Genomic DNA, 24010 nt, shown 5'->3' with positions numbered 1-24010 from the left:
GAGGAAAGCCCCTAGTCCTCCTTGAAGAAATCTGCCGCCTCGGCCAGCACCACTTCGGGCGCTTGCTCGGCGATGTAGTGGCCGCTGGCGACCGCGCGGCCGCCGACGTTTTCGGCCGCGGCCTGCCAGAGCTTGAGTGGCTCGAAGCAGCGACCCACGACGCCCTCGGCACCCCACAGCACGCGCAGGGGTTGGGTGATGCGGCGGCCCGCATCGCGATCGGCACGGTCGTGATCGAGGTCGATGCCGGCGCTGGCGCGGTAGTCTGCACAGACCCCGGCGGCCGAGCCGGGCCGCGCCATGCAACGCTCGTACTCGGCCCAGGCGCGCTTGTCGAAGAAGGCGCCGCCGCGGCGGCCCATGCCATCGCGCAGATAGGCGGCGGGGTCGGCCTCGATGAGGCGCTCGGGCAGCGGCGCCGGCTGGATCAGGAAGAACCAATGCCAGTAGGCGCGCGCAAACGCCTCGGTGGTGCCCTCGTACATCGCCAGCGTCGGCGCGATGTCCAGCAGCATCAGCCGGGTCACGGCCTGGGGATGATCCAGCGCCAGCCGATGCGCGACCCGCGCGCCGCGGTCGTGCGCCAGCACGGCAAAGCGCTCGTGGCCGAGGGACTGCATCAGCGCGACGGCGTCGAGGGCCATCTCGCGCTTGGCATAGGCCGTGCTGGCTTCGCCGGCGGGCGGACGGTCGCTGTCGCCATAGCCGCGCAGGTCCATCAGCACGACCCGGCGATGCTGGGCGAGCGTCGGCGCGACGCGATGCCACATCGCCATGGTCTGGGGATGGCCATGCAGAAGCAGCAAGGGCGGCCTGCCGGATTCCGACGGGCCGCCCTGGCGGGCAAACAACGTGACGCCGTCACGCTGGATGGTTAGCGGTTGGAAATCGGTCCACATCGTGGACCGATTCTGTCAGGCCGTGCGCAGGAAGTAGAGGTTGGCGCTGCCACGAGCCAGCAGCACGAAGCCGCGCAGGGCCGGGATGTAGCGCAGGCGGTTCTGAACGCCGCTATCGGGTGTCGCCGCGATCTTCGCGCTGCCGGCACCGACGCTCAGCAAGCTCATGTCCCAGACATTGCCATCATTGGGCGTGATAACGTAGACGCGCCCCGCCGCGTCGCCCTGGCCGCTGTAGAACAGGAAGCGATCGTTGTCGGCGTCGTAATCCATGCCGGCATAGCTGGGCTTGTCGGCCAGCCATTGCGTCAGTGCGGCGCTGGGATTGAAGCTGACAGCGATCTGCTGGGCACCCCCGACCGGCGCGCGGCTGGCCACCATGCGCTGCGGGTCAAAGCCCTGGCCGTCGCCCCATTGCAGGCAGAAGACCTGGTTGCGTCGCGGATCGAAGGCCATGGGCCAGCGCACCGCGTCGCCGTTGGCGTTGCTGACGAGGTCGGTCCACTTCTTGTCGACGGGGGACCACTTCTTCAGGCCGACGCTGATGACCTCGCCGGTGGCGCGAATCTGCGCGGAGCCGAAGTAGGCGCCCGTGATGTCAGCCCAGGTGCCAGCCTTGTCCCAGGTGTTGGTATCGAGACTGAAGGCGTCGACCTTGCCGAAGTCCCAGGCGGAGCCATATGACGCGCGGGTACCGAACAACATGACCCGGTTGAGCTGCGGCACGAAATGCGCCGAGCTGTAGACGTGACGCGAAGTCGGCTTGCCGTCGACGTAGTAGGCAACGTTCTGCGCCGTGATCAGGCTGGGCTGCATGCGCACCGTCCAGCTCGGCGTGTCGGCAGCGAGGCTGATGGAGACGACACGGTTGTCCGAAGAGTCGCCATGGCCGCCAGCGGCCGCGATGATGAGCTCGCAGTTGCGATCGTTGACGGCCATGCCGCTGTAGGCATCGATCGCGGCACCGCCGGCACCGGCGGTGTTGGGGATCTCGAACCAGGTGTTCAGCGGCTTGTTGGCGATCCAGGCGGGCTGGTGGAGGGCGGGCGCGACAGCCCAGACCGGCGAGATATTGAAGGCGTCGCGCAGGGCCGGGTAGTTGCTGGCGTTGACCATACGCTGGTAGGCCGCGCTCGCGCCCGTCACGCCGTGTCGGACCGCATAGGCGATCGCCGGCGTCAGATTGCCCCAGGTGGCACGGTCGCCCGGCATGAATTCGGCGGCCAGCTTGCCTTCGAGAACGCCCAACCAGGCCGGCTTGCTGGCGAAGGTGGCCAGGTAGACCGCCGCATCGCTGGGCAGCCAGGGGCCCTTGCCGCCAGCGAAGTCCGGAGACGCCACCGCCGTGATGCTCATCGTGTAGGGCGCTGCATTGACGTACCAGAAGCCCGTGGAAGGCCCCAAGCGCATGATGGCGCTGCGCGCCTTCCAGCGGAAGAAGGCATCCAGCTTGGTGGCATAGGCCGCTGCCACAGGCAGTCCCAGCGACAGTGAGTATCCAAAAGCCGCGGTCACGAAGTCCTGCTGCCAAGGCGCGCCTAGCTGCAGGCCGTTGTCGTAGCCCTCGCCCGGCTGGATCCAGCCATAGGGGTTGTTGGGCTGAGCCACGTAGCGAGCGTGGAAATTGTCGATATTGGTCTGCACGCAGGTGACGAATTCCTGCTTCAGTGCAGAGTCGCTGTCGGGCGTCACGGTCAGGGCCTGCACCAGCGTGCGCCACTGCCAGGCACAGGCGCGTGTCTGCCAGGCGCCATAGCAGCTTTGCACCAGGCCCTGGGAACCGTTGCGCAGAATGTCGTTGTCGCCCTTGGACAGATAGTCCAGCGTCGCTGCGAACTGGACCTGCTCCATGAAATACCAGCGGTCAGTCAGCAGATAGGCCATATAGCCCACCGACGGGCTGTGGGCACAGTCCCAGCCGGGCCCTTTGGTGCCTGTCGGCTTGGGCGTGAACTGGTAGCGGGTGGAGCTGCCGATGTTCGCCACCCCGCTGTTGGATTCGTTCAGCACCAGATTGGGAAACTGTGAGAACCGCAGCGGGCGCTGAGTCTTCTCGTCACGATAGTGGATGGGATAGCGGCCGGCTGCGAAGCCGTTACGCAGCACGGCGGCATAGGTCGTCGAAGACTCGCAGGTCAGATAGAGCGCATCGTGCTGGGGCAGCAGACCGATTGGGTCCTGGTAGCCGGTGGCCGTCATGGCATCACCGTCATAGCTGAAGTTGCATCTGTCCAGCGGCGTGAAGGTTGCCACCAGCGTCTTGGCGCTGGTGGCGGACGGATCGACGCGGGCGCTGTAGGTCGGCACCAGTTCGGTGGCCTGCAGATAGGCCAGGTCGTGGCGCGGCGTCACGGCGGGGTCTTCACCCAGCCAGTAGGACAGCGCCGTGCCGCTGATCAGTGGCGTGCGGCAGTGGTGGGGCAGGTCGATGGCGGCGGAGAAGCGCTGCGTGCCATTGATCTTGAAGGTGTAGGTGGCCGCCTTGTTGATCGGGGCGGCCACTTGCAGATAGCCGTTCTCGATCCACGGCAGCACCTCGACGGCGCCGCCGGCGAACAGGCGCACTTCCAGCCAGGCGGTCAGGTGGGCATCGCTGCCCACAGCCTTTCGGAAGATCCAGGACGACATCTGCGGGCCGCTGACCCAGGCCTGGAAAGGCGCGTCCCAGTCGGCGGCAGCGAAGCTGGCGCTGCCCAGCGCGCCGGCACCGACCTCGGCCGTCAGGCCGGTCTTCTTCAGGTCGGCCAGGCTCAGCGACGTGGCGGCGGCGGCAGCGGCGCTGGCCACCCGGCGCAAGCGCACCGTCTGCAATGTATTGGCGGTCAGGTCGGCGAAGCCTGCCAGCTGGGCAAACTTCAGCGAGCCGTCCGGCCAGGTCGTGCGTGAAATGACCTGCATGGCGCTCAGATTGGAGGCCACGCTGCTGCCAGCCGGGATGTCGCCGCGCTTGAACGCGAAGCCCAGGCAGAAGGGCGCCTTCACCTGATTCTTGGTGCTGATCAGGCTGAACTGCATCGCGCCTGTGGCCAGGCCGAGCGTCGTGACAGCCACCGGGACGGGCGCCGGTGCCGGTGCCGGGGCAGGCGCGGGCGCCGGAACCGGCGCGGGCGTGACGGGCGTGGTGGGCAGCTTGATCACGCCGGCCGCCTCGGCAGTCGGTGCTTCCGCGGCCGCCATGGCTTCTCCGCCTCCACCGCCACAACCGACCAAGGGGATGGAGCCGCTCAGGGCGGCTGAATACTGGAGAAATTTACGACGTTGGGGGTCAGTCATGGCAAAGCAATCCTTAGCAGCGGACGTCGCTGCACTTCGGTACTAGGGGGGTCTCCTAGCGGCGGAGCGGATTCTGACGGCGGCGTCTGAATCGACCGTGGCTAAACGTTACGAACTAGGGATGCTGAAGGGTATAAGTTTGGGTTATGCAACTCGACCTTTGCTGCCCTTGTCGCGGCGGGTCTGGCTCCAAACAATTCCCGCCCGTTCTTCCTCTGAAAAAGCCCTCGTCATGAAGCCCTTGCACGTCGCCCTGCTGACCCTTCTCGCACTGGCCGCAGCGCCCGCCGCACAGGCCCAGGGCAAGCCGCTGATCTACTGTGCCGACGCCAGTCCAGAAGGCTTTGACCCTGGAATGTGGGACAGCGCTAGCACCAACACGGTCAGCGGCCAGATGTTCGACGGTCTGCTCGGCTTCAAACGACCCACGACGGAATTGACTCCCAAGCTCGCCACCAGCTGGGAAATCTCGCCCGACGCGAAGAGCTTCATTTTCAAATTGCGGGAAGGCGTGAAGTTCCACAGCACCCCCTGGTTCAGGCCCACCCGCGACCTCAATGCAGATGATGTCCTGTTCACTTTTCAACGTTTCATCGACCCCAACCACCCGTTCAACAAGGCGTTTCCGGCAAATTTCATCTATCCGCAGAACCTCGGACTGACCAAGCTGATCGAGGGCATCGACAAGATCGACGACCGCACAATTCGTTTCCGGCTCCGGCAACCGAACGTGACATTCGTCGCAAACTTCGCCTTCGCCTGGGCGGGCATCCAGTCCGCCGAGTACGCCGCGCAGTTGCTGAAGGACGGAAAGGCCTCGCAGATCAATGTCCAACCGGTCGGCACGGGGCCCTTCCGCTTCAAAAGTTATGCCAAGGACGACGTGCTGCGTATGGAAGCGCACCCAGATTACTGGGGCGGCAAGCAGCCCACGCCGATGCTGGTCTTCAGCATCAGCCGCGAGCCGAATGTGCGCGTGCAGAAGATCGCCGCCGGCGAATGCCATGTAACAGCGGCCCTGCGTGACGTGGATGTCGCCTCGCTGGCCAACAACCCCAACATCAGCATCGAGAAGATCCAGGCGCTCAACATCTCCTACCTGAGCTTCAACCTGAAGAAGCCGCCTACCGACAAGCGCGAGGTGCGCGAGGCGCTGGACATCGCCGTCGACCGCGACGCGATCTTCAAGGCGCTGTTCCCGCGCGGCGACGCGACGCAGGCCGTCAGTGCCTTCCCGCCCGCCATTCCCGGCTACAACAAGAAGCTGAAGAACGAGTTCGACCCGGCCAAGGCCAAGGCCCTGCTGGCCAAGGCGGGCTTCCCGAACGGCTTCGAGATCGACCTCTGGGCCCTGCCCGTGCAGCGCCCCACCAACCCCAACGGCCAGTTGATGGCCCAGCTCATCCAGCAGGACTGGGCCAAGATCGGCGTCAAGGCCCACATCAAGACCTATGAGTGGGGCGAGTACCTCAAGCGCGCCAACAACGGCGAGCACAACGTCTACATGAGCGGCTGGAGCGGCGAGACCGGCGACGCCGACGACTTCCTGACGCCCAACCTCAGCTGCGCCGCCAACAAGAACGGCATCAAGTTCTGCAACGCCGAGTTCGAGAAGCTCATCGACGAGGCCCGCGCCACACCCGACCCGAAGAAGCGCATCGCGATGTACGAGAAGGCGCAGGAGATCTTCAAGCACGAGCGGCCGTGGATCACGATGGCGCACTCCACCGTCTACATCCCCGTCCGCAAGGACGTGGTGGGTTTCAAGATGGCGCCCAACGGCTCGGTTGACTTCGAAGGGGTGTACCGGAAATGAGCGTCGAGGCCGTCGTGAATTACGGGGCCGAGCGACGGGCCGCCCCTAGCCGGCCCTCACGGCCGGCGGCCGGGCCGTTCGCCCGGCAGTCGGTCGGCCCCCTCGGGGGGCGGATCAGCGTACTCGCTGGGCCGGGGGCCTGAGATGCGCTTGCGGCATATCGAAGTCTTCCACGCCATCATGCAGGCCGGCACCATCAGCGGTGCGGCCCAGTTGCTGCACATCTCCCAGCCGGCCGTGACCAAGGTGCTGCAGCATTGCGAGCTGCAGCTCGGCATGGCCCTCTTCGACCGCGTGCGCGGCAAGCTCTACCCGACGCCTGAGGCGCAGCGCCTCTTCGTCGAGATCGACAAGCTCAACCGCGACCTCGTCGGCATCCGCCGCCTGGCGGCCAACCTGAAGAGCGGCGAAAGCGAGCAGGTGCGCCTGGTGGCCACACCGGCGCTCGCGATGGCCATCGTGCCGGCCGCGATGACGCCCTGGTGCAAGGCCTACCCGAACGCGAGCTGCTCGCTGGCCACCCACCACACACGCGAGATCGTGTCGGCACTGCTGCTGGGCGAGGCCGACCTGGCCCTGTCGCTGCAGGACCCGCGCCACCCCGGCATCAAGGCCGAGGTCATCGCCAGCGGCGCCATGGTTGCCCTCTGCCCATTGAACAGCCCCGAGGCCAAGGGCGAAGGCCCGCTGGGCCTGGCCGACATCCGCACCGAGATCGTCGGCCTGCAGAGCGACGACCCGCTGGCCGGCCTGCTGCACCACGCTGGCGAGGCCCTGGGCCAGCCGCTGGCCAGCCGCATCACCGTGCAGACCTACCAGCTCGCGCGCGCCCTCGTCGAGGCCGGTGTCGGCATGACGCTGGTGGACCCCTTCACCGCCGCCAGCGCCGATGCCAGCAAGGTCCGCGTGCGCCCGCTGTCGCCGGCCGTGCCGGTGCAGCTCTATCTGCTCAGCGCGGCCAGCGCGCCGCTGGGCCAGGCCTCGCGCCGCCTGGTCAAGTTCATCACCGCCGCTGCGCACGAACACCTCTCTCGCCTGCCGTGATTCGCATCGAAGACATCGCCTCGCATGCCGACTTCCGGCGCCTGGCCTCGCTGGCTCATGGCATTGCCGTCGACCTGCGCTACGCCACCGCCGACAACTTCGTCGGCCACTCCGTCTACGCCGGCATCGACTGCGCCTGGCTGCGCCGCGAGGCCGCCGATGCGCTGGAACAGGCGGCCGCCTGGCTGCACGAACGCCGCCCGGGCTACCGCCTGCTCGTGCTGGACGCGCTGCGCCCCCAACGCGTCCAGCAGCGCCTGTGGGACGAACTGCAGGGCACGCCGCTGACCATGTACCTCGCCCACCCCGAGCGCGGCTCCATCCACAGCTTCGGCATGGCGGTGGACCTGACCCTGCTCGACCCCGCCGGCCGCGAGGTCGACATGGGCAGCGGCTTCGACGAGATGACGCTGGCCAGCCACCCCGACCACGAGGCCGAGCACCTGGCCCTCGGCGCACTGAAGCCCGAGCACCTCGTCGAGCGCGGCTGGCTGCGCGCGGCCATGCGTGAAGCGGGCTTTCACGGCATCACCACCGAGTGGTGGCACTTCGACTTTGGCGACCGCGTGGCGGTCAGGCGCGATCTGCCGCGGGTGGTTTGACGCCGTTCAGGCCGCACCCCCGACGAAGCGCAAGGCCTCGCGGGCCATCGACCGGCACTCGTCCGGCGCGCAACGGTCGACCGTCAGCCACTCCTTCATCAGCCGCCCATGTCCGGGGTCGAAGCGCCTGCCGACGCCGCGCGCCTCGAGCTCGTCCACGCGCTGGCGCGGCAGCTTGAACACCAGCGCTCCCGTGGCCGACACCATCGCAAAGATCTTGCCGTTGACCTGCAGCGCGGACGACCCGAAGCCCTTCTTGCCGCGTTGCCCGAGGCTCACGCCGGGCTCGCCCGACAGGTCGACCACGAGGGCGGCAAACTGGGTCTCGGCATCGGTCAGGGGCACGGCTCGTTCCTTCAGGTCGGCAAGGTGGCATCCAGCGGCTTCTGCATGAAGACGCTCAGCGGATCATCCGCGTAGCTGCCGAACGGCCCGCGGCGCTCATAGCCGCAGGCGGCATAGAAGGCGAGGGCTTCGGGCTGGTAGGGGCCTGTCTCCAGCGTGAAGCGCCGGCAGCCCCTGGCCACCGCCGCGGCCTCCAACAGTTCGAGCAGTTGCCGAGCCACACCGTGGCCGCGAGCGCGCGGGCTGACGAACATGCGCTTGAGTTCGCCGAAATCCGGGCCCAGCACGACAGCGCCGCAGCCCACCGCCTGCCCCGCAGCGTCCCGGGCCACGGCGAAGACGACGTTCGGCTGGGTCAGCGAAGCCAGGTCCAAGGCATACCGGGCTTCGGGCGGATAAAGGGTGTCCTGGTAGGCGTCCAGCTCGGCAATGAGGGCGATGACCTCGGGCTGGTTGGCAGATTCAAAGGTGATGCTCGTCAAGCAAATGGCTCCATGGCTTGAAGGGAAGGCATGACGCGCCGGACGCCGTGGTTGACGTCACGGCCTGCCAGCTCAGTCAGGTAATGGGCCCCGACATCACCCATTCCGATGGCGCGATGTCATAGGAGTCCCGTGCCCAGGCAACGGCCTCCTCAAGGGTTTCATGCCACGTATCGGCGGCATAACGCCCGTCCAACGAATGGTAAACAAGCAGGAAGTTCTTGTTTCCATCGTCTGTGATCTCGAATCGGAACTCGAGCTCGAGCGCGTTGTCGTCATCAGGATCTGCGGGCGACCACCCACTGTTGGGGTGACCGAGGATGCGTACCACTCGGCAGGCGATGGTTGCGTAGGATTTCATTGGTGCGCTCTGACGTCGGAGTTCAGCGGGCGCCGGAGGCGTCCGCTGCAATGACCAGTTGAAGCTCAGCGGCACGGACCAAACTCCAGTGATTCAAGGAAGAGAGTGCCGTATTCGCTCAGCGATTCCGGTGGACCGGGATAGAACGGGGCGACGGCGGCCTCTACGAAGTGAAAGCCGATGACAACCAACGCGAGAAACACGGCTTTGCGCACGATGGTCCGTAACAGAGGGCTCGGGACAACTACTGCCAAGATGGCCGTGACGGTGGCGGAGACGCGGAAGACTTCCTTGTGCCACGCGTAGCCGCCGCAAGAGGCCAAACCAAAGAACACGGCCCCAACGAAGACGATGCTCGTGGCGGTCCAGACCCATGCGTTGCTAGGGCCGCCACGATGCACGTCGACTAAGTTCGTTCCCATGAGCTTCAACGTGTTCTAGCGCGACAGCCACTGCCGCATAAAACCGAAGGGGCCATCGCAAGTGCTTGATGGGCAATGACTATGCCAATGAAACATCGGCGAAAGCGGCTTGAAGTGACAAGTTCTCCATCGGCGGACGGAGGCCCGCCAGGCCGATTGCAGGACGGCGACTGCTAAGCGCCTGCATGGCGCCCCGCCAATTCACCAGCCCACTCCGCCACCCTCGCCCTCACCGCTTCCGGCCCCACCGCTTCAGCCTCCGGCGCCAGCGACATCACCAGCCGCGCCGCCTGATCCACGCTCTCGATCGGCAACTTCACCCGCGCCCACCGCTGCGGCCCCGCCGGCTTTTCGGGCACCGCAGCCGCCACGGCCTGCGCCGCGTAGCTGCCCTTCTCGGCAAGCCGCCGGCGGCCCTCGGCGGTGATGCGAATGACCGCGACCTCGGGCCGCAGATCGCGCTCAAAGCGCTGCAGCGAAGCTTGCCACCAAATCGACAGGTCGAAGTCAGCCGGGCGCTCGAAAACCTCCTCACTCACACTGAGCGACTGGATGTTGGCCACCTTCAGCGTCAGCGTGCGCGCGCCGGCGCGCGCAACGGCGTACCAGCTGCCGCCCTTGAGCACCAGGCCCAGCGGCTCGGCGCACCAGTGCCGCTCGCCCTTCCAGCTCAGATAGTCCAACTCGACGCGCCGGCATTCCAGCACCGCTTGGGCCAGCGCCGGCAGATGCGCGGCAGGCTCGCCGCCCTGGTACCAGTCCAGCGGATCCACATGCAGCCGCGCCTGCAACCGACCCGCCAACGCCGCGGACTCGCCCGGCAGCGCCGACTGCAGCTTGAGTCGCAGCCGCTGCGACGCGCCGCCCAGACCCAGCTCGCTGGCCGCACCCGGCAGGCCCAGCAGCGGCAGGGCTTGCGCCTCGTCGCCGAGCAGGCCGTTGAGGCGCGTCGCGAAGCCCTCGCGCAGCTTGAAGCCGCCACCGCGGCCGCGCTCGGCATAGACCGGCACGCCGGCCGCCGACAGTTCGTCGATGTCGCGCAGGATGGTGCGCACCGACACCTCGAACTCACGCGCCAGCGCCGGCGCCGTGATCTGCGGGCGCAGTTGCAGCAGGATCAGGATGGAAAGCAGGCGGCTGGCGCGCATGTCGTCGATTGGGCCTCGCAATACATGACGCGCATTGTCATCTTCAGCCCCGCAACATGCCGACATCCCCAACACAAGGACGAGACATGACAACGCCCGACCCCGACCGCCGCCAATTGCTGCAAGCCGCCGCCGCCATGACGATTGCAGGCACCGCGGCGGCCGCCGCCCCCGCCGAGCCCGTGCCCGGGCCGGCCATGACCGGCACCCTGCCGACCACCCGCACGCCCGGCAAGCCAGGCGACTTCGACTTTCTGACCGGCCGCTGGAAGATCCTCAACCACAAGCGCCGCAACGGTGTCTGGGATGTCTTCGAAGGCGAGGCCACCGTCCATGCCATCCTGGCCGGCGTCTGCAGCGTCGAGGAGCTGCGCATCCCCGCGCGCCAGTTCAGCGGCATGGGTCTGCGCCTGCTCGACGTGAAGAAGTCGCAGTGGTCCGACTTCTGGGTCAACGGCGCCGCGGGCGAGCTGGGTGGGCAAGGCCTGCCCGGCAGCTTCGAGGGCGGCGCCGGCATCTTCCGGGAGCAATCCGAGGAGGATGGCAAGCCGGTGATCTACCGCAGCGTCTGGGACCGCATCACGCCGACGAGTTGCCGCTGGCAACAGGCCGCGTCTCGCGACGGCGGCAAGACCTGGGTGATGGATTGGTCGATGGACTGGACCCGGGTGGCGTGATCAGCGCGCACGCTCTTCCGCCAGCCGCTTCAGCACGCCGCGGATGCCGGCGCCCTCGCTGATCTGCGGGTTGGAATAGCCGTCGCTTTTGCCCGCCTCCTTCTCGCGCACCTCGACAAGCTGGCGCGCCTGCGCATGCGCCTCGGTGAAGGACCAGGTCTTGCGCAGCGCATCCTCGTACATGGCTCGGCCGAAGAAGGTCAGCTCCGAACGCTTGCCGCAGCCGTAGGAGGTGTGCTCCGCGTCCGCGGCCGTCATCACCAAAGTGCCGTCGCCGGCCAACGGCGCAATCCAGCTGCCCGAGTAGCAGGCCGACACCGAGATCACGCGCCAGCGCACGCCGGCTTCGTCCAGCCAGCGCTTGAGCAAGTCGGGCGTGACGGGCTCGGTCTTCAACGGCCAGGTGTCGTTGGCCAGCTTGCCGTCGCGGCCGCCGTGCGAGGTCAGGTGCAGGAAAAGCACATCCCGGTCGCGGTCCATCACGGCGGCCATGCGGGTGATGGTCTGGCGCAGATTGGCCGGCGTGCCCCAGGGCAGCGTGTCGGTGGTGGCACGGTTGGCCACCAGCTCCACCAGACGACCGTCCGCGCCGAAGCGTTCGCGCATGGTCTTGGCAACGGTGGCACTCTCGCGCATGAAGACGTCTTCCGAGGCGTTGGGCGCGTAGGTCGCTGCGTAGACGTTGACCCGGCCCGGCTGCGGTGGTCGCAGACCCTGCAATGCAACAGCGACGAGCTGCGCTTGCCTGCCTAGGGTCTCGTCGGTCAATGGCAGTCCGACCTCGGGTTCGGCATCAGCCTCGGCATTGGCCACTGGCTCGGCCCACCAGAACATCGGCGGCGCGAGCCAGCCGTTCAGCATCAGCGGGATAGGGACCAGCAACAGGGCAGCACCACGCGCCAGCCCGGAACCCGCTGCCCGCCACAGCAGCACGAGCTGCGTCAGGCCCGCCCAGCACAAGGGCAGCAGCCACATCGTCAGCTGCAGGCTCAGGGGCCAGTCCTCAAACGGATTGAACGCGGCCCGCATGCCGAGAAAGACACCGCCGAACAACAGCCCGAGCAGCAGTCCGGCAATGCAAACCAGCGCGAACAGCGTGGCTGGTCTTGGCGTCGCTGACGCTTGCGCCGAGCGAGACCGCGCCACCACCCAGCACAGCCAGGCCATGATGGCGATGCCCGCCCAGCCGGCGAGAAAGCCTTGCCAGAGCAACATCGGCGCGCCCTGCATCATCAGGCGCTGAGCAATGAACTGCAGCAGATAGCCCGCCAGGATCGGCGCCGCCACCGTCGCCGGCGCAGCCTCCAGGCCCTCCCATCGCGGTGGGCGAAACGCCAGCACACGCGCGCCTTCACGCAGCCACGACGCGCCGCCGCCTGTGGGTGCCCCGTCGTCCAGCGCCGCAGCCGTCAGCAACGGCCCGCCGACAGGCGCGTCCGGCGCCTGACCCTCTTCATTCATCCACCAAGCCTCCCCAGCCGGGCCATCGTCTCTAGCCAACGCGCTCGAAGCGCGGCCGCACGACGCCGTCGACCTCCAGTGTGCCGGTGAACATCTCGAAGGGCCGCACCCACCAGCCGCTGTCGTTGTAAAGCGGCCGGTAGACCACCACGACCTCCAGCGTCTCGCTGTGGCGCGCCACATGAAGAACTTCGTACTCGCCGCCCTTGTAGTGGCGGTAGCGGCCAGGGGCCAGGTGGGGCAGCGGGGGCAGGTCTGAGTTCATGCCCCCGATTTCACCTCAGGGCTTGAACGCCGGATCAGTTTCAGCCCCTTTTCGCGGCTGCCAGCCCAGACCGTAGTACTCGCCACGGTCACGGGCCCAGGGATCGAAGGCGTTGATGACATGGCTCAACTCGGGCGCCAGTTCCGGCACGGTCCGCAGCAGCACGCGCTTGAAGGGCGAGACCTCGATGCGGTGGCCGTTGCTTTCCCTGGCCTCGAACTGCTTGCCCGTCGGGCCGTTGTTCAGCAGCCATTCGATGCCCAGTTGCCCATAGAACTCGGGGCGGAAGCTGCTGGTGAAGAAGCGGTCGCTGAAGAGGCGGCGCGACGCGTTCAGGATGAAGACCTGGAACTGCGTCTCCGAGATCGCATAGCCATGCGGCCGCGTGAACTCGGACAGCCAGCCCACCACCGTGTCCACGTCCTCGACGTTGTCCACCAGGCTGCCGTCGGGCTTGCCGAGGCAGTCGTTGATGGGGCTGCCATCGAGGTTCTTCTGCGCGGCCGTGATGACCTTCTTCGCATCGCACTTGTGCTGTCCATAGATGCCGCGCAGGTCGTTGATGACCTTCTGCTGGCGGGCGCGCTCGGGTGAATCGGCCGGCAGCCGGGCGTCGATGAAGTCGTCGAAGCTGCTCAGCTGGCGCAGGCCGTACTGACGGCGGAATTCGTTGAAGCGCGGCACGCCGTGCTCGCGGTCGCGGATGATGTCCAGGGCGGCGACGTCGATCTTGCCGGTGCTGGACTGCAGCCGCGGTATCGCCAGGTTCTGCAAAAAGGCCGGCGTGTTGCCCAGGGTCAGCAGGCCCAGGCGCTGGCGGCCCATGGACAGCGCCCAGTCCGCCACCCCTTCATTGGCCAATGCGGGCGTGGCCTTGGCGCGGAAGGTCTCGATGACCGGCACCTTGGCGGCGATGCGGTTGGGGTCGCTGTCCCAATGGCGCAGCTCGATGAGGTCGGGCACCAGCGCATGCAGGCGGTAGACGCTGACGAATTCCTCCGGGAAGTTGAAGGGCGAACCGAAGTGGTTGACGCCGCCATTCACATGCTCGGGGTTGGACAGGCTCCACACGTCGTCCTTCTTGGCGTCGTGGCGGGCGAAGAGGCTGTCGTCCTTGTAGACGCGGGCGCCGAGGCCGAAGATGCCCGGCCCCGAGGCCAGGGCCGAGTACCACTGGCCGGCCTTCTTGGCGTCGCTGCTCTTGCCGTAGTTCTGCACGACGATGGCTTCCAGCGCGTTCTCCACGAAGGGGTGGCCTTCGAACAGCCCGCCCCAGTTGGCATTCATGCCGAGGTAGAGGGGCTCGTCGTAGAGCAGCTGCGTCGTCCACTCGATGGTGTGGATCTTGGCAATCTCGGCGGCGACGACGAGGCGGCCCACTTCGAAGAGCACATCGGGCGTCACGTCGCGATAGCGCACGACGGCCGTCGGGTTCGCGGGGTCGCGCAGACCCGAATCCGCGTCCGGCGTGGCCGCAGCGCGGCGGCGGAACTCGGCGACGAAGGCGTTGTGCTCGCGCGAGAACACCGTCTGGTAGAAGCCGACGCCAATGCTCCAGTTGTCCGGGAAGGCGGCCGCGCTCTGGCCGGCCCATTGCGGCAGGATGGGGTCGCCCGCCGCGAAGACGGGCAGCTGGCCCAGGGCTTCGCCGGCACCGGCGCGTGTGCCGGCCGGCATCAGCAGCTTGGCCGGGTCGGCCGGGTCGCGCTTCACGCGCTGGCGCGAAACCTGGCTGTAGCCGTAGATCTGCGAGGCATCCCACCAGGCGGTGTTGTTGTTGGCATGGGTGCGGAAGGCGCGCGCCAGCGGCTTGCTGCCATCGGCGGCCGTGTAGCGCGGCGGCGCATTGCCATCGGCGACAAAGGCGCGGTCGATGCGGTCATCGGGCCGGCAGCCCAGCTTGGCCGCGTCGCCCGTGCAGCCCACCGGCATCCACTGCGGCGCATTGCGGCCCTCCTCCAGGTGAGAGAACCAGTCATGCGTCATGTACTGGATCCAGAAGGCCGCCAGCACATTGAAGAAGGGCGCCTTCTGGTAGTCACAGTTGGCGTCCACCGGGTTGCCCGGCAGGCCCTGGCCGTCGCGGCATTTGGCGGGGTCGGTCTGCGCACGTGTGAAGAGCTTGCGGCTGATCAGTTGGGGGTCAGGCTGCAGCAGCGCGAGGCGGTCGCCGTGGCGGTTGCGGGCCAGCTGGTCGTCGCTGATGTCGGGGTAGGTGGCCTCGAACTGCACATTGCGCGCGAACAGCGCGCCGGCCGAGCCCATCTTGGGGTTGCGGAGGTCGTTGCAGATGCCGCTGAGCTGGCGCCAGCGGATCAGCTCGCCCTGGCAGAGCTGCTGCCCGTCGCCACCCACGGCGGCGTAGAAGGGCGAGTCGGCTGGCAGCCGCATGGAGGGCCAGGTCTTGATGGCGGCGCCCGCCACGCCCTCGCGGCCGTTGGCGTAGTCGGCAAAGCTGCCGGAGTTGTCGAAGAGGTTGAACTTGATCAGCTCCATGCGCTGGTATTCCAGGTCCAGCAGCGCGCCGTCGACGCCGCGGCCGTTGGGGCCGAGATGACTCCCGACGCCCGTCGTGCCCGGCAGCAGCGTGGCCTGGTCGCCCGTGGCCCAGTAGTTGGCCCAGTCCACATAGGGCGTATGGCGGAAGGCGGCCGCCTTGTCGCTGCCGCGGCAACGGGCGACCTGCTCGCCGACCTTGCCGTTGAAGCGCTCGCCGCGCTCGTCGGCCACCTTGCGGAAGCCCCCGGCCACCATGGCCGTGCAGTTCTTGGTGTCGTCCAGGCTGGCCTGGGGTGTCGTGCTGATGCAGCCGGCCAGCAGCAGCGGGGCCAGCAACAGGCCGATGAGGCTTTGCTTCACGAGGTGCTCCTCTCTTGTTCTTCGCGGGATCGCGCAACATAGCGAGGCCAGGGCCGCAGCGTCAATCCTGTGAAGGCCCTGGAAGATTCACCTTGAGGACTGCCCGCTAGGGCGGCAGGCGGCAGGCCCCGTCGGCCTTGGCGGCCGCGGACTCCTTGCACAAGGCCCGCCACAGCCGCAGCGTGAAGCCCTTGCCGCTCTGCGCCAGGGCCGGCGCCACGCCCACGAAGAGGTGGCGCCTCTCCACCGCCGGCAGCAGCCTTTCGATCTGCCTGGCCAGTTGCGGGTCGCGACGTAGCCTGTCGTCGACGAAATAGCTGTGCATCAGCAGCAGGGGCGTGCGGCCCGCGGCCACCTTCAGCAGGGCGCTTTCGTGGCTGGGCGCCAGATCCATAGCCCAGCCGCGCTCCTTGGCCAGCATCTCGGTGCGGGTGCTGGCGGTGACCCCGACGCGCGCCTCCGCCGCCAGGCCGGAGATCGCCTGCCCATCCCAGGCTATGCCGCTGCCCCGGCGCGCATACAACACGTACTCGACGACGCCCAGGCTGAAGTCGAACTCGCCACGGCGCCCTTCCCGGGGCGGCAGGGCCAGCAAGGCCGCGATGGGCCCGCCATCGCCGACGCCGGCCACCACGTCGATCTGGCCGCCCTCGATCATGGCGCGCAGGCGGCGCACCGGCAGGCGCAGCATCTCGGCCCGCTCCAGGCAGCCCAGCTCACGCAGCGCATTGCGCATCCAGTCCACCAGCAGCCCCGGCGGCCGCAGGAAATCTTCGCCCTGACCGCGCATGAAGGGCTCGGCCGGCCCCTCGGGAAAGGCGACGCGCAGCCGCTCGGGGCAGGTATCGGCCTGGGCCGCGCTGGTTATGAGCCCCACAGCAATCGGCAGCCCACGACGCAGCACGGCCGCCACCATGCCGCACACAATGCCGCGCGAGAACATCGAATCCACGCGACCGAGTATGCGGTTGGCCCCTCATTTCTGACTGTTTGCAAACGATATGAACCCGTCACGTCGTCAACTACTGCACTTCAGCGCCGCCACGGCCGGCCTGCTGGCCGCGGCCAGTTCCGCGCGAGCCGCAGGCGGGCCGCTGCTCGCGCCACGCCTGCGCGCCGGCGACACCCTCGGCCTCGTCAGCCCCGCCAACGCCACCTTCGAGCGCGAGCCGCTGAAGATGGCCGTCGAGGTGCTGCAGGCCCTGGGCTTCAAGGTCAAGCTGGGCGAATTCGTGGCCGCGCGCCGCGGGCCGTTTGCCGGCACCGACGCCCAGCGCGCCGCCGACATCAATGCGATGTTTGCCGACGATGCGGTCGCCGGCATCCTGGCCGTGACCGGCGGCTCGGGCTGCAACCGCATCGTCGACAAGCTCGACTACGAGCTGATCCGCCGCAAGCCCAAGTTCTTCGGCGGCTTCAGCGACCTGACCTGCCTCGTCAACGCCCTGCACCGCCAGACCGGCCTCGTCACCTTCCACAGCCCTGTGGCCGTGTCGGAGTGGAACGACTACTCGGTGCAGAGCTTCAAGGCCATCGCGATGAATGCCGAGGCCGCCGTGCTGCGCAACCCGGTGGTCAAGCCCGTGGACGACCTCATCGCCCGCGAGGAACGCATCACGCCGATCCGCGCCGGCAAGGCCCAGGGCCGGCTGGTGGGCGGCAACCTGACCGTGCTGGCCTCCATGGCCGGCTCGGCATACTTCCCCGACTGCCGCGGCGCCCTCCTCTTCCTGGAAGACATCAACGAATACATCTACCGCATCGACCGCTGCCTCTCGACGCTGCGCCTGGCCGGCGCGCTGTCGCAGCTGAGCGGCGTCGTGCTCGGCCGCTTCACCAAATGCGAGCCGGGCGAGGGCTACGGCAGCCTGACGCTGGACGAGGTCTTCGACGACTACCTGCTGCCGCTGAACATCCCCGTCTACCGGGGTGCGGCCATCGGCCACATCAAGCGCAAGCTGACGGTGCCGGTCGGTGCGCCGGCCGAGATGGATGCGGAGGCGGGAACGATCCGGCTGCTGCAGCCGGCCGTCACTTGACGCAGGCCGACGCGCTCAGGCCATGGGGCTTGAGCAGCTCGGCCGTGCGGCCGCTGCGGCAGAGCTCCTGCAGCGCCTTGGCAAAGGCCGCCGCCGTAGCGGCATCGACGCGCTGGTTGTTGAGCCCGAAGGCATAGCCGAAGGTCTTGACCACGCCCACCGTCTGCAGGCCGGCGATACCGTCCTCGCGGATGAGGTGCTGGGCGGCGCCTTCGTTGGCCAGGGCCAGCCCGGCTTCGCCGTAACGCCCGACGGCCAGCTTGCGCAGCACGGCGCGGCTGTCGGTTTCCACCTCCGCACGCGCGCCCGGCACGCCGTCGATGAGGGCCTTCAGCGCATCCTGCGCCCCGGACGGGCCATAGACGCCGACGACCCGACCCATGAGCAGGCGTGCGTCGCCCTCGTAGCGCAGGGCCTCGCCACTGCGCGCCAGCAGCACATAGCGCCCCTCGACCACGGCCGGAGACACATGGAAGCGCGGCCGCGCCGTGTTGGGCGGCGTCACGATGGAGAACATGCCCTCGACCTCGCCGGCCTGGGCCATGCGCAGCGCGCGCCGCCACGGCAGGATCTCGACGCTGCAGCGCCACTCCAGCCGCGCGCAGGCGGCTTGCAGCACATCGACCATGGGGCCAGCCGCGCGACCTTCGGCCTCGAAGCTGTAGGGAGGCAGCGCCTCGGTGACGAAGCGGAAGTCCGCCGCCGAGGCCAGCGTGGCCATGCCCGCCAGGCCGGCCGCCATCCATCGCTTGCCCATCCTCACCCTCCTGGCGTCGAGGATAGGGCCATCAGCGCTGCGTCGCCACCCAGTTCACGAGGGCATCCAGCACCGGCCGCCCCCTGCGCGCGGCCTCGGGATGGTTGAGCAGGGCGACGAAGACCCAGGGCTTGCCGCTTGCGTCGGGCACGAAACCGGCGAGGCCGACGGCGTCGCGCAAGGTGCCGGTCTTGAGCCGCGCTCGGGCCGTCGCCGGGCTCTCCTTCAGGCGGCGCGACAGCGTGCCGTCGACGCCGGCGATGGGCAGGGTGCCGAGCAGCTCCGGCGCCTGGGCGCCGCGCTGACCCGCGCGCAGCACGCCGGCCAGCAGGGCCGGGCTGACGCGCTCGCTGCGCGACAGGCCCGAGCCGTTGTCCAGCACCAGCGCGCTGGCGTCGACGCCATGCGCGCCAAGCCAGTCGCGCACGACCCGCTCCGATGCGGTCAGCGTGGCCTCGCCGCCCTGCGCCGCCTGGGCGCCGAGCTGCAGATAGATGAGGCGCGTCAGCGCGTTGTCGCTGCGCTTCATGACGCCGCGCAGCACCTCGGCCAGGGGCCGGCCGCGGTGCGTGGCCAGCACGATCGCCCCCACCGGCGCGCCGGCTTCCACATCGCCCGGACCCATGGTGCCGCCCAGCTCGGTCCAGAACTGGCGCAGCGCATGCGTGACCAGCCATTGCCGGTCGACGATCTGCAGCGGCGCTCGCTGATGGCAGCCGGCCGGGAAGGCGCCTTGCAGCTTCAGCGCCCAGCCGTCACCGGCGGGCTGCACGGCGGCGGGTTTCCAGTCCTCGTCCCAGTCCTTGCAGAGCCGCGTGGACAGCGTCATCGCGCTCGCGTCCACGCTCAAGCCCGGCAGGGCCGGCAGGGCGCGCGCGGCGACGCCGTTGGCGCCGGCCTGAAGCTCGAAGTCGAGCAGGCTGCCGTTCAGGTGCAGCGCGTCGGGGATGACGTTGTAGTCGAACTCCGGCGCGTCGTCGAAGGGCGGCAGGCCGACGTCGAAGCGGGTCGGCTTGAAGAGCGTGCGGTCGACGACGAGGCCGCCGCGGATCTCGCGCACACCGCTCTCGCGCAGCTGGCGCAGCAGCCACCACAGCGCCGGCCAGTCGAGGTCGGGGTCGGCGCCGCCGCGCAGGATCAGCGGGCCGTCGATGACACCGCCAACGGGTGCCGAGCCGGCCAGCAGCTCGGTGCGCCCACGGTGGTTGATGCCGAGCTTGTCCAGTGCCACGGTGGCCGTCACCAGCTTCATCGTCGAGGCCGGCGACATCGGGTCGTCGGCGCGTCGGCTGATTACCGGCCGCGAGCCGTCCAGCGGCTGCAGCACAAAGCCCAGGCTGTCGGCCGGCAGGCCGGCCTGGTCGAGGGCCGCCTGCACGGGGTCGGGCACGGAGGTCGTCGCGCAGCCCGCGAGGGCGAGCGCAGCAGCGAGCAGCCAGCAACGCATCAGCAGGCTCCCAGGCGGTGGGCGACGAGGCGGGCCAGGGCCACGTCCTCCAGGCCGATGCCGACGCTTTTGTAGACGACGATGTCCTGCGGCTCACGGGGCCGGGGGCTGACGATGAGTTCGCCCAGCTCGACGAGACGCTCCGGCGCGATGACACCAGGCGCCGCCTGCACGATGTCGCCGGCTTCCAGCTCGGCGGCAGTGCGCCATTCGACGATCACCAGCGACGCACGACCCAGCAGCGCATCGTCCAGCTCGCGCGCCGCCTTGGTGCTGGAGCCGACTGCAGCGACAAAGGCGCCGGGCTTGACGCGGCCGCCGTCGAACAGCGGCGTGGCGGAGCGAGTCGCCGTGACGATGACGTCAGCCTCGGCCGCCGCGGTCGCCGCATCAACGGCCTGCACCGGCAGGCCCAGCGTCGCCTGCAACTCGGCCGCGAAGGCTTCGGCCCCCGAGCGCGCGCAGACGAGGACGCCCTCGAAGCGGCGCACCCGTGTCAGCGCCTCGGCATGAGCTCGGCCCTGGATGCCGGCACCGAAGACGGCCAGCGTCTTCACCTCGGGCAAGGCCAGCAGGTCGGCCGCCACCGCCGTGGCCGCGGCCGTGCGCAGCCGCGTGAACTCGTTGGCCTGCAGCGTCGCGACGGCTTCGCCCGTGGCCGCCGAGAACAGGCTGACGAGGAAGTTGTATCGGCCGTTGCGCGCCGAATAGACCTTGGTGCCGAGCACGGCCGGCAGCTCGCCGTCCGCGTCCAGGATGGCGCCCATCGCGCTGATGGCCAGCGCCGCGCCTTCATGGCTGGCGGTGGCCCGATGGCGGGCCAGCACCTGGGCCTGGCCGCGGCCATGCTGGGCAAAGGCAGCGCGCAGGGCCGCGACGGCGCTGTCCGGGTCAAGCGTGGCCGCGACTTCGGCCTCGGTGATCAATCGCATCCGAAATTCCTCCGCCGGGCACTGTAGAGGGGCCGCCGCGCACCGCAGCCGTGCTTTCGCACAGGCACGCATTCCCGCAGGTTATGCGCAGCGCACAAGCATTCATTGAAATCCGCGCAACACCTGGGGTGCCGCCCCATGGGCGCGCCCCCGCGCGACGGCGAACATCGACGGCAATCGAATCACGTTCAGGAGCCCCCAGATGAAGTTGAACCGTCTCGTCGCCCAACTCGCCATCGTCGGCCTCGCCGCCCACACAGGCGCCGTGCTGGCGCAGAACGAAGGCACGCGACTGGAGCGCGTCGAGGTGACCGGCTCCAGCATCAAGCGCATCAAGGACGAGGGCGCCCTGCCCATCCAGGTCATCAGCCGCAAGGAGCTGGAGCGGGCCGGCATCGCATCGGCCGAGCAGATGATCATGCAGCTCAACATCAACGGCAACGGCCTGGACAACCTGGCCGGCAATGCCGACGTCGTTGACGGCGCGGCGCGCGGCAACAACGGCGCCAGCAGCGCCAACCTGCGCGGCCAGGGCAGCAATGCGACGCTGATCCTGCTGAACGGCCGCCGCGTGGCGGCCCACGGCCTGAACGGCGGCACGGTGGACCTGAACCAGATCCCGTTCGCGGCCCTGGACCGCGTCGAGATCCTGAAGGACGGCGCGTCGGCCATCTACGGCACCGACGCCATCGGCGGCGTCATCAACTTCATCCTGCGCCAGAACTACAGCGGCCTGACGATGAACCTGCTGGCCGACGTGCCGCAGGAAAAGGGCGGCGAGATCTACGGCGCCTCCGTGACGGCCGGCTACGGCAACCTGGAAACCAACGGCTTCAACTTCCTGGCCTCGCTGTCCGTGCGCGACAACAAGGTGCTGCGCGGCGACCAGCGCGACTTCGTCAACACCTACCAGCCCGACCGCGGCCTGGCACCCGACACGCGCGGCACGCCGATCGCGACGCTGTTCGGCGTCGCCGGCACCAAGGAGAACGTGCTGACGGTGACCCAGCCCAATGGCACGCGCAGCAACACGGCCGGCCCGGTCGACTTCGCCAACTCGGCACTGCGCGTCAACGGCATCAATGTGCTGGACCTGCCCGGTGGCGCCGGCTGCTCGTCGGTGGACGGCATGAGCCCCTACCAGGAAGCGCTGTGGGCCACGGCCGCGTCCAAATACGGTTGCGCCTGGGACACCGGCCGCGCCGCCGTCATCCAGCAGCCCATCAAGAACACCAACCTGGTCACGCGGATGACCTTCAAGCTCGGTGAGCACCAGATCTTCGGCGAGGCCGTGCTCGGCCGCGCGGAGTCCACCAAGAGCTTCTCGCCCAACCAGATCACCAGCGGCACCAACACCTCCAACACCTCGCTGCCCAACGGCACGACGGTGCCCAGCCCCTTCCGCGACCTGCGCTACCCCAGCACCGGTGCGTCGTACAACCAGATCTTCGACGCGCTGGTCAAGTCATTCCCCGAACTGGCCGGCAACCGCGGCCTGGGCATGGCCTTCCGCTGGCGCTGCATGCCCTGCGGCAACCGCGAGATCGAGACGACGGCCGACACGGCCCGCTACCTGATCGGCGCCGACGGCGCCCTGCCCTTCCTGAAGGACTGGGACTACCGCGTCGGCTTCTCGCGCGCCGAGAGCAAGGGCAGCTCCACCGTCGGCACCGGCTACCACTACTGGCAGCCCTTCGCCAACCTGATCAACACCGGCGTGCTCAACCCCTTCTCGCTGGAGCAGACGCCCGAAGCCCTCAAGGCCCTGGACGCCATCTCGGCCAAGGGCGTGACGCTGTACGGCGGCAAGTTCACGATGCAGCAGGCCGACGCGACCATCTCCGGTCCGCTGTTCAAGCTGCCCGGCGGCACGGTGATGGCCGCCGTCGGCCTGGACTCGCGCACCGAGAAGTACAAGTTCGACGGCGATCTGCGCCCCAATGCCAACACCGTCGACGCGCTGATCTTCAACGTGCCCTTCGACAACGCGCTGGCCACGGCCGGCACGCTCAAGCGCACCATCAAGGCCGTGTTCGCCGAAGTGGCCGTGCCGGTCATGAAGGACATGGAAATCACCGGCGCCATCCGCCGCGACGAGTACACGGGCTTTGGCTCGACGACCAACCCCAAGATCTCGATCCGCTACAACCCGCTGGAGCAGCTGCTGTTCCGCGGCGCCTACAGCACGGGCTTCCGCGTGCCGACCTTCAAGCAGATGTTCGACCCGGTGACGCAGAGCACCTTCGTCGGCGCCGACTTCACCGACCCGGCCACCTGCCCGACGCGCGTCGTGTCCAACACGCCGGGCTGCGCCAGCGTGCGCGACTTCAGCACGCTGTTCGGCGGCAAGGCCACCCTCGGCCCCGAGGAGGCCAAGATGTACAGCGCCGGCATGGTGTTCCAGCCCAACAAGGACCTGGTGGCCAGCCTGGACTGGTGGTCGGTGCGTCGCGAGGGCACGATCCAGTCCTTTGGCCTGACGACGCTGGCCGACAACTACCAGTACTTCCAGGACAACTTCATCCGCGACAGTGCCGGCAAGATCGTCGCCGTCGACACCCGCTATGTGAACGCCGGCGAGACCATCACCAAGGGGCTGGAGTTCAGCACGCGCGGCAGCATCAACGCGCTGGGCGCGGCCTGGACGGGCGGCTTCGACGTGTCCTATCTGCTGGACAAGAAGTCGCGCCTGGTGCCGAGCGCGCCGATGGGCAGCAGCGAGGTCGGCCGCTTCACGCGCGCCGGCGACCTGGGCATCCGCTGGAAGCACACCGCCACGCTGACGCGCACCGAGGGCGACTGGGCCGCGACGGTCCAGCATGTCTACCGCACCGGCTACCAGGACTTCGTGCTGCCCGGCGTCGCCAACGGCACCGTCAAGCCGACCAACTGGAGCCCACGCGTCGCGGCCTACTCGACCATCAACACCAGCCTGGCCTGGAGCGGCATCAAGAACCTGACGATCACGGCCGGCATCAAGAACCTGCTCAACGAAGACCCGCCGTTCAGCGTCACCTACGACACCAACACCGGTGCAGGCTCCAGCTGGGAACCGCGCGTGGCCGACCCGCGCGGCCGCGCCTACACGCTGCGTGTCGAGTACCGCATGTTCTGACGACCACTTACTCCCTGCCGGCCCCGAAAGCCGGTTTCCAGCCCCGCCCTGTGTCGGGGCTGTTTT

General features: G+C 68.4%; 20 protein-coding genes. 6 read left to right on the top strand and 14 right to left on the bottom strand.

The features are described 5' to 3' along the window. Positions 1 to 11: 11 nt before the first annotated feature. Together AC1D2H_RS04965 and AC1D2H_RS04960 are read right to left on the bottom strand one after the other, a co-directional pair. Complete coding sequence (locus tag AC1D2H_RS04965) at positions 12 to 899, bottom strand: alpha/beta fold hydrolase (protein ID WP_478010108.1); 888 nt, start codon at positions 897 to 899, stop codon at positions 12 to 14. 15 nt (positions 900 to 914) lie between these two features. Continuing rightward, entirely contained in the window at positions 915 to 4076 is a 3162-nt protein-coding gene (locus AC1D2H_RS04960) for a hypothetical protein (RefSeq protein ID WP_478010107.1), read from the bottom strand. A 328-nt stretch (positions 4077 to 4404) separates the two neighbouring features. Between AC1D2H_RS04960 and AC1D2H_RS04955 the strand changes: the two genes are divergently transcribed. From AC1D2H_RS04955 to AC1D2H_RS04945, 3 genes are all read left to right on the top strand, one after another. Continuing rightward, on the top strand, positions 4405 to 5988 hold the full coding sequence (locus AC1D2H_RS04955; RefSeq protein WP_478010106.1) for an ABC transporter substrate-binding protein: 1584 nt from the start codon (positions 4405 to 4407) through the stop codon (positions 5986 to 5988). A gap of 144 nt (positions 5989 to 6132) precedes the next feature. Further along, positions 6133 to 7032 (top strand): LysR family transcriptional regulator, encoded by a 900-nt coding sequence (locus AC1D2H_RS04950; protein ID WP_477927715.1) that lies wholly within the window; start codon positions 6133 to 6135, stop codon positions 7030 to 7032. Beyond that, entirely contained in the window at positions 7029 to 7634 is a 606-nt protein-coding gene (locus AC1D2H_RS04945; RefSeq protein ID WP_477927713.1) for a M15 family metallopeptidase, read from the top strand. The genes AC1D2H_RS04950 and AC1D2H_RS04945 overlap by 4 nt, the downstream gene beginning before the upstream one ends. Positions 7635 to 7640: 6 nt before the next feature. On the opposite strand, the gene AC1D2H_RS04940 is transcribed toward AC1D2H_RS04945, so the two are convergent. The 5 genes from AC1D2H_RS04940 to AC1D2H_RS04920 all read right to left on the bottom strand — a co-directional run bounded on the left by AC1D2H_RS04940 (position 7641) and on the right by AC1D2H_RS04920 (position 10392). Then, on the bottom strand, positions 7641 to 7979 hold the full coding sequence (locus AC1D2H_RS04940; protein WP_477927711.1) for a hypothetical protein: 339 nt from the start codon (positions 7977 to 7979) through the stop codon (positions 7641 to 7643). Between the two features lie 11 nt (positions 7980 to 7990). Then, positions 7991 to 8461, bottom strand: a complete 471-nt coding sequence (locus AC1D2H_RS04935; RefSeq protein WP_478010105.1) for a GNAT family N-acetyltransferase — start codon at positions 8459 to 8461, stop codon at positions 7991 to 7993. 76 nt (positions 8462 to 8537) lie between these two features. Next, positions 8538 to 8822, bottom strand: coding sequence for a hypothetical protein (locus tag AC1D2H_RS04930; protein WP_477927707.1), 285 nt, complete (start codon positions 8820 to 8822; stop codon positions 8538 to 8540). A 65-nt stretch (positions 8823 to 8887) separates the two neighbouring features. Continuing rightward, complete coding sequence (locus tag AC1D2H_RS04925) at positions 8888 to 9253, bottom strand: hypothetical protein (protein WP_477927706.1); 366 nt, start codon at positions 9251 to 9253, stop codon at positions 8888 to 8890. Between the two features lie 164 nt (positions 9254 to 9417). Continuing rightward, positions 9418 to 10392: a helix-turn-helix transcriptional regulator gene (locus AC1D2H_RS04920; protein WP_477927704.1), complete on the bottom strand. Its 975-nt coding sequence runs from the start codon at positions 10390 to 10392 to the stop codon at positions 9418 to 9420. Between the two features lie 86 nt (positions 10393 to 10478). On the opposite strand from AC1D2H_RS04920, the gene AC1D2H_RS04915 reads away from it, so the two are divergent. Continuing rightward, the gene (locus AC1D2H_RS04915; protein ID WP_478010104.1) at positions 10479 to 11069 is read left to right on the top strand and encodes a twin-arginine translocation signal domain-containing protein; all 591 of its coding nucleotides are present in this window, start codon (positions 10479 to 10481) and stop codon (positions 11067 to 11069) included. On the opposite strand, the gene AC1D2H_RS04910 is transcribed toward AC1D2H_RS04915, so the two are convergent. From AC1D2H_RS04910 to AC1D2H_RS04895, 4 genes are all read right to left on the bottom strand, one after another. Further along, positions 11070 to 12530 (bottom strand): C13 family peptidase, encoded by a 1461-nt coding sequence (locus tag AC1D2H_RS04910; protein ID WP_478010103.1) that lies wholly within the window; start codon positions 12528 to 12530, stop codon positions 11070 to 11072. 31 nt (positions 12531 to 12561) lie between these two features. Then, complete coding sequence (locus tag AC1D2H_RS04905; RefSeq protein ID WP_478010102.1) at positions 12562 to 12795, bottom strand: DUF1653 domain-containing protein; 234 nt, start codon at positions 12793 to 12795, stop codon at positions 12562 to 12564. A 15-nt stretch (positions 12796 to 12810) separates the two neighbouring features. Beyond that, positions 12811 to 15654: a peroxidase family protein gene (locus AC1D2H_RS04900; RefSeq protein ID WP_478010101.1), complete on the bottom strand. Its 2844-nt coding sequence runs from the start codon at positions 15652 to 15654 to the stop codon at positions 12811 to 12813. Between the two features lie 106 nt (positions 15655 to 15760). Beyond that, positions 15761 to 16606, bottom strand: a complete 846-nt coding sequence (locus AC1D2H_RS04895) for a type 2 periplasmic-binding domain-containing protein (RefSeq protein ID WP_478010100.1) — start codon at positions 16604 to 16606, stop codon at positions 15761 to 15763. Between the two features lie 49 nt (positions 16607 to 16655). On the opposite strand from AC1D2H_RS04895, the gene AC1D2H_RS04890 reads away from it, so the two are divergent. After that, the gene (locus tag AC1D2H_RS04890) at positions 16656 to 17693 is read left to right on the top strand and encodes a S66 peptidase family protein (RefSeq protein ID WP_477927694.1); all 1038 of its coding nucleotides are present in this window, start codon (positions 16656 to 16658) and stop codon (positions 17691 to 17693) included. On the opposite strand, the gene AC1D2H_RS04885 is transcribed toward AC1D2H_RS04890, so the two are convergent. From AC1D2H_RS04885 to AC1D2H_RS04875, 3 genes are read right to left on the bottom strand one after another with little or no spacing between them, the layout of a single operon-like run. After that, a complete protein-coding gene (locus AC1D2H_RS04885; RefSeq protein WP_478010099.1) occupies positions 17686 to 18450 on the bottom strand; it encodes a substrate-binding periplasmic protein in 765 nt (254 codons plus the stop codon). The two genes, AC1D2H_RS04890 and AC1D2H_RS04885, sit on opposite strands and share 8 nt — an antisense overlap. Before the next feature lie 31 nt (positions 18451 to 18481). Then, positions 18482 to 19897 (bottom strand): D-alanyl-D-alanine carboxypeptidase/D-alanyl-D-alanine endopeptidase, encoded by a 1416-nt coding sequence (gene dacB, locus AC1D2H_RS04880; RefSeq protein ID WP_478010098.1) that lies wholly within the window; start codon positions 19895 to 19897, stop codon positions 18482 to 18484. Continuing rightward, positions 19897 to 20829, bottom strand: a complete 933-nt coding sequence (locus AC1D2H_RS04875; protein ID WP_478010097.1) for an NAD(P)-binding domain-containing protein — start codon at positions 20827 to 20829, stop codon at positions 19897 to 19899. Before AC1D2H_RS04875 ends, dacB begins: the two co-directional genes overlap by 1 nt. Before the next feature lie 202 nt (positions 20830 to 21031). On the opposite strand from AC1D2H_RS04875, the gene AC1D2H_RS04870 reads away from it, so the two are divergent. Further along, the gene (locus AC1D2H_RS04870; protein ID WP_478010096.1) at positions 21032 to 23944 is read left to right on the top strand and encodes a TonB-dependent receptor plug domain-containing protein; all 2913 of its coding nucleotides are present in this window, start codon (positions 21032 to 21034) and stop codon (positions 23942 to 23944) included. Positions 23945 to 24010 lie beyond the last annotated feature (66 nt).

The organism is Roseateles sp. P1_C1_2, from assembly GCF_056406535.1.
The sequence above is the reverse complement of the archived record's forward strand: the minus strand, read 5'-3'. Positions and strand labels throughout refer to the sequence as shown.

Bases quoted from the DNA above. Each gene is read 5' to 3' on its own strand.
- AC1D2H_RS04965 (WP_478010108.1), bottom strand. From the start codon at position 899: ATGTGGACCGATTTCCAACCGCTAACCATCCAGCGTGACGGCGTCACG.
- AC1D2H_RS04960 (WP_478010107.1), bottom strand. From the start codon at position 4,076: ATGGCGGCCGCGGAAGCACCGACTGCCGAGGCGGCCGGCGTGATCAAG.
- AC1D2H_RS04955 (WP_478010106.1), top strand. From the start codon at position 4,405: ATGAAGCCCTTGCACGTCGCCCTGCTGACCCTTCTCGCACTGGCCGCA.
- AC1D2H_RS04950 (WP_477927715.1), top strand. From the start codon at position 6,133: ATGCGCTTGCGGCATATCGAAGTCTTCCACGCCATCATGCAGGCCGGC.
- AC1D2H_RS04930 (WP_477927707.1), bottom strand. From the start codon at position 8,822: ATGAAATCCTACGCAACCATCGCCTGCCGAGTGGTACGCATCCTCGGT.
- AC1D2H_RS04920 (WP_477927704.1), bottom strand. From the start codon at position 10,392: ATGCGCGCCAGCCGCCTGCTTTCCATCCTGATCCTGCTGCAACTGCGC.
- AC1D2H_RS04915 (WP_478010104.1), top strand. From the start codon at position 10,479: ATGACAACGCCCGACCCCGACCGCCGCCAATTGCTGCAAGCCGCCGCC.
- AC1D2H_RS04910 (WP_478010103.1), bottom strand. From the start codon at position 12,530: ATGAATGAAGAGGGTCAGGCGCCGGACGCGCCTGTCGGCGGGCCGTTG.
- AC1D2H_RS04905 (WP_478010102.1), bottom strand. From the start codon at position 12,795: ATGAACTCAGACCTGCCCCCGCTGCCCCACCTGGCCCCTGGCCGCTAC.
- AC1D2H_RS04890 (WP_477927694.1), top strand. From the start codon at position 16,656: ATGAACCCGTCACGTCGTCAACTACTGCACTTCAGCGCCGCCACGGCC.
- AC1D2H_RS04885 (WP_478010099.1), bottom strand. From the start codon at position 18,450: ATGGGCAAGCGATGGATGGCGGCCGGCCTGGCGGGCATGGCCACGCTG.
- dacB (WP_478010098.1), bottom strand. From the start codon at position 19,897: ATGCGTTGCTGGCTGCTCGCTGCTGCGCTCGCCCTCGCGGGCTGCGCG.
- AC1D2H_RS04875 (WP_478010097.1), bottom strand. From the start codon at position 20,829: ATGCGATTGATCACCGAGGCCGAAGTCGCGGCCACGCTTGACCCGGAC.
- AC1D2H_RS04870 (WP_478010096.1), top strand. From the start codon at position 21,032: ATGAAGTTGAACCGTCTCGTCGCCCAACTCGCCATCGTCGGCCTCGCC.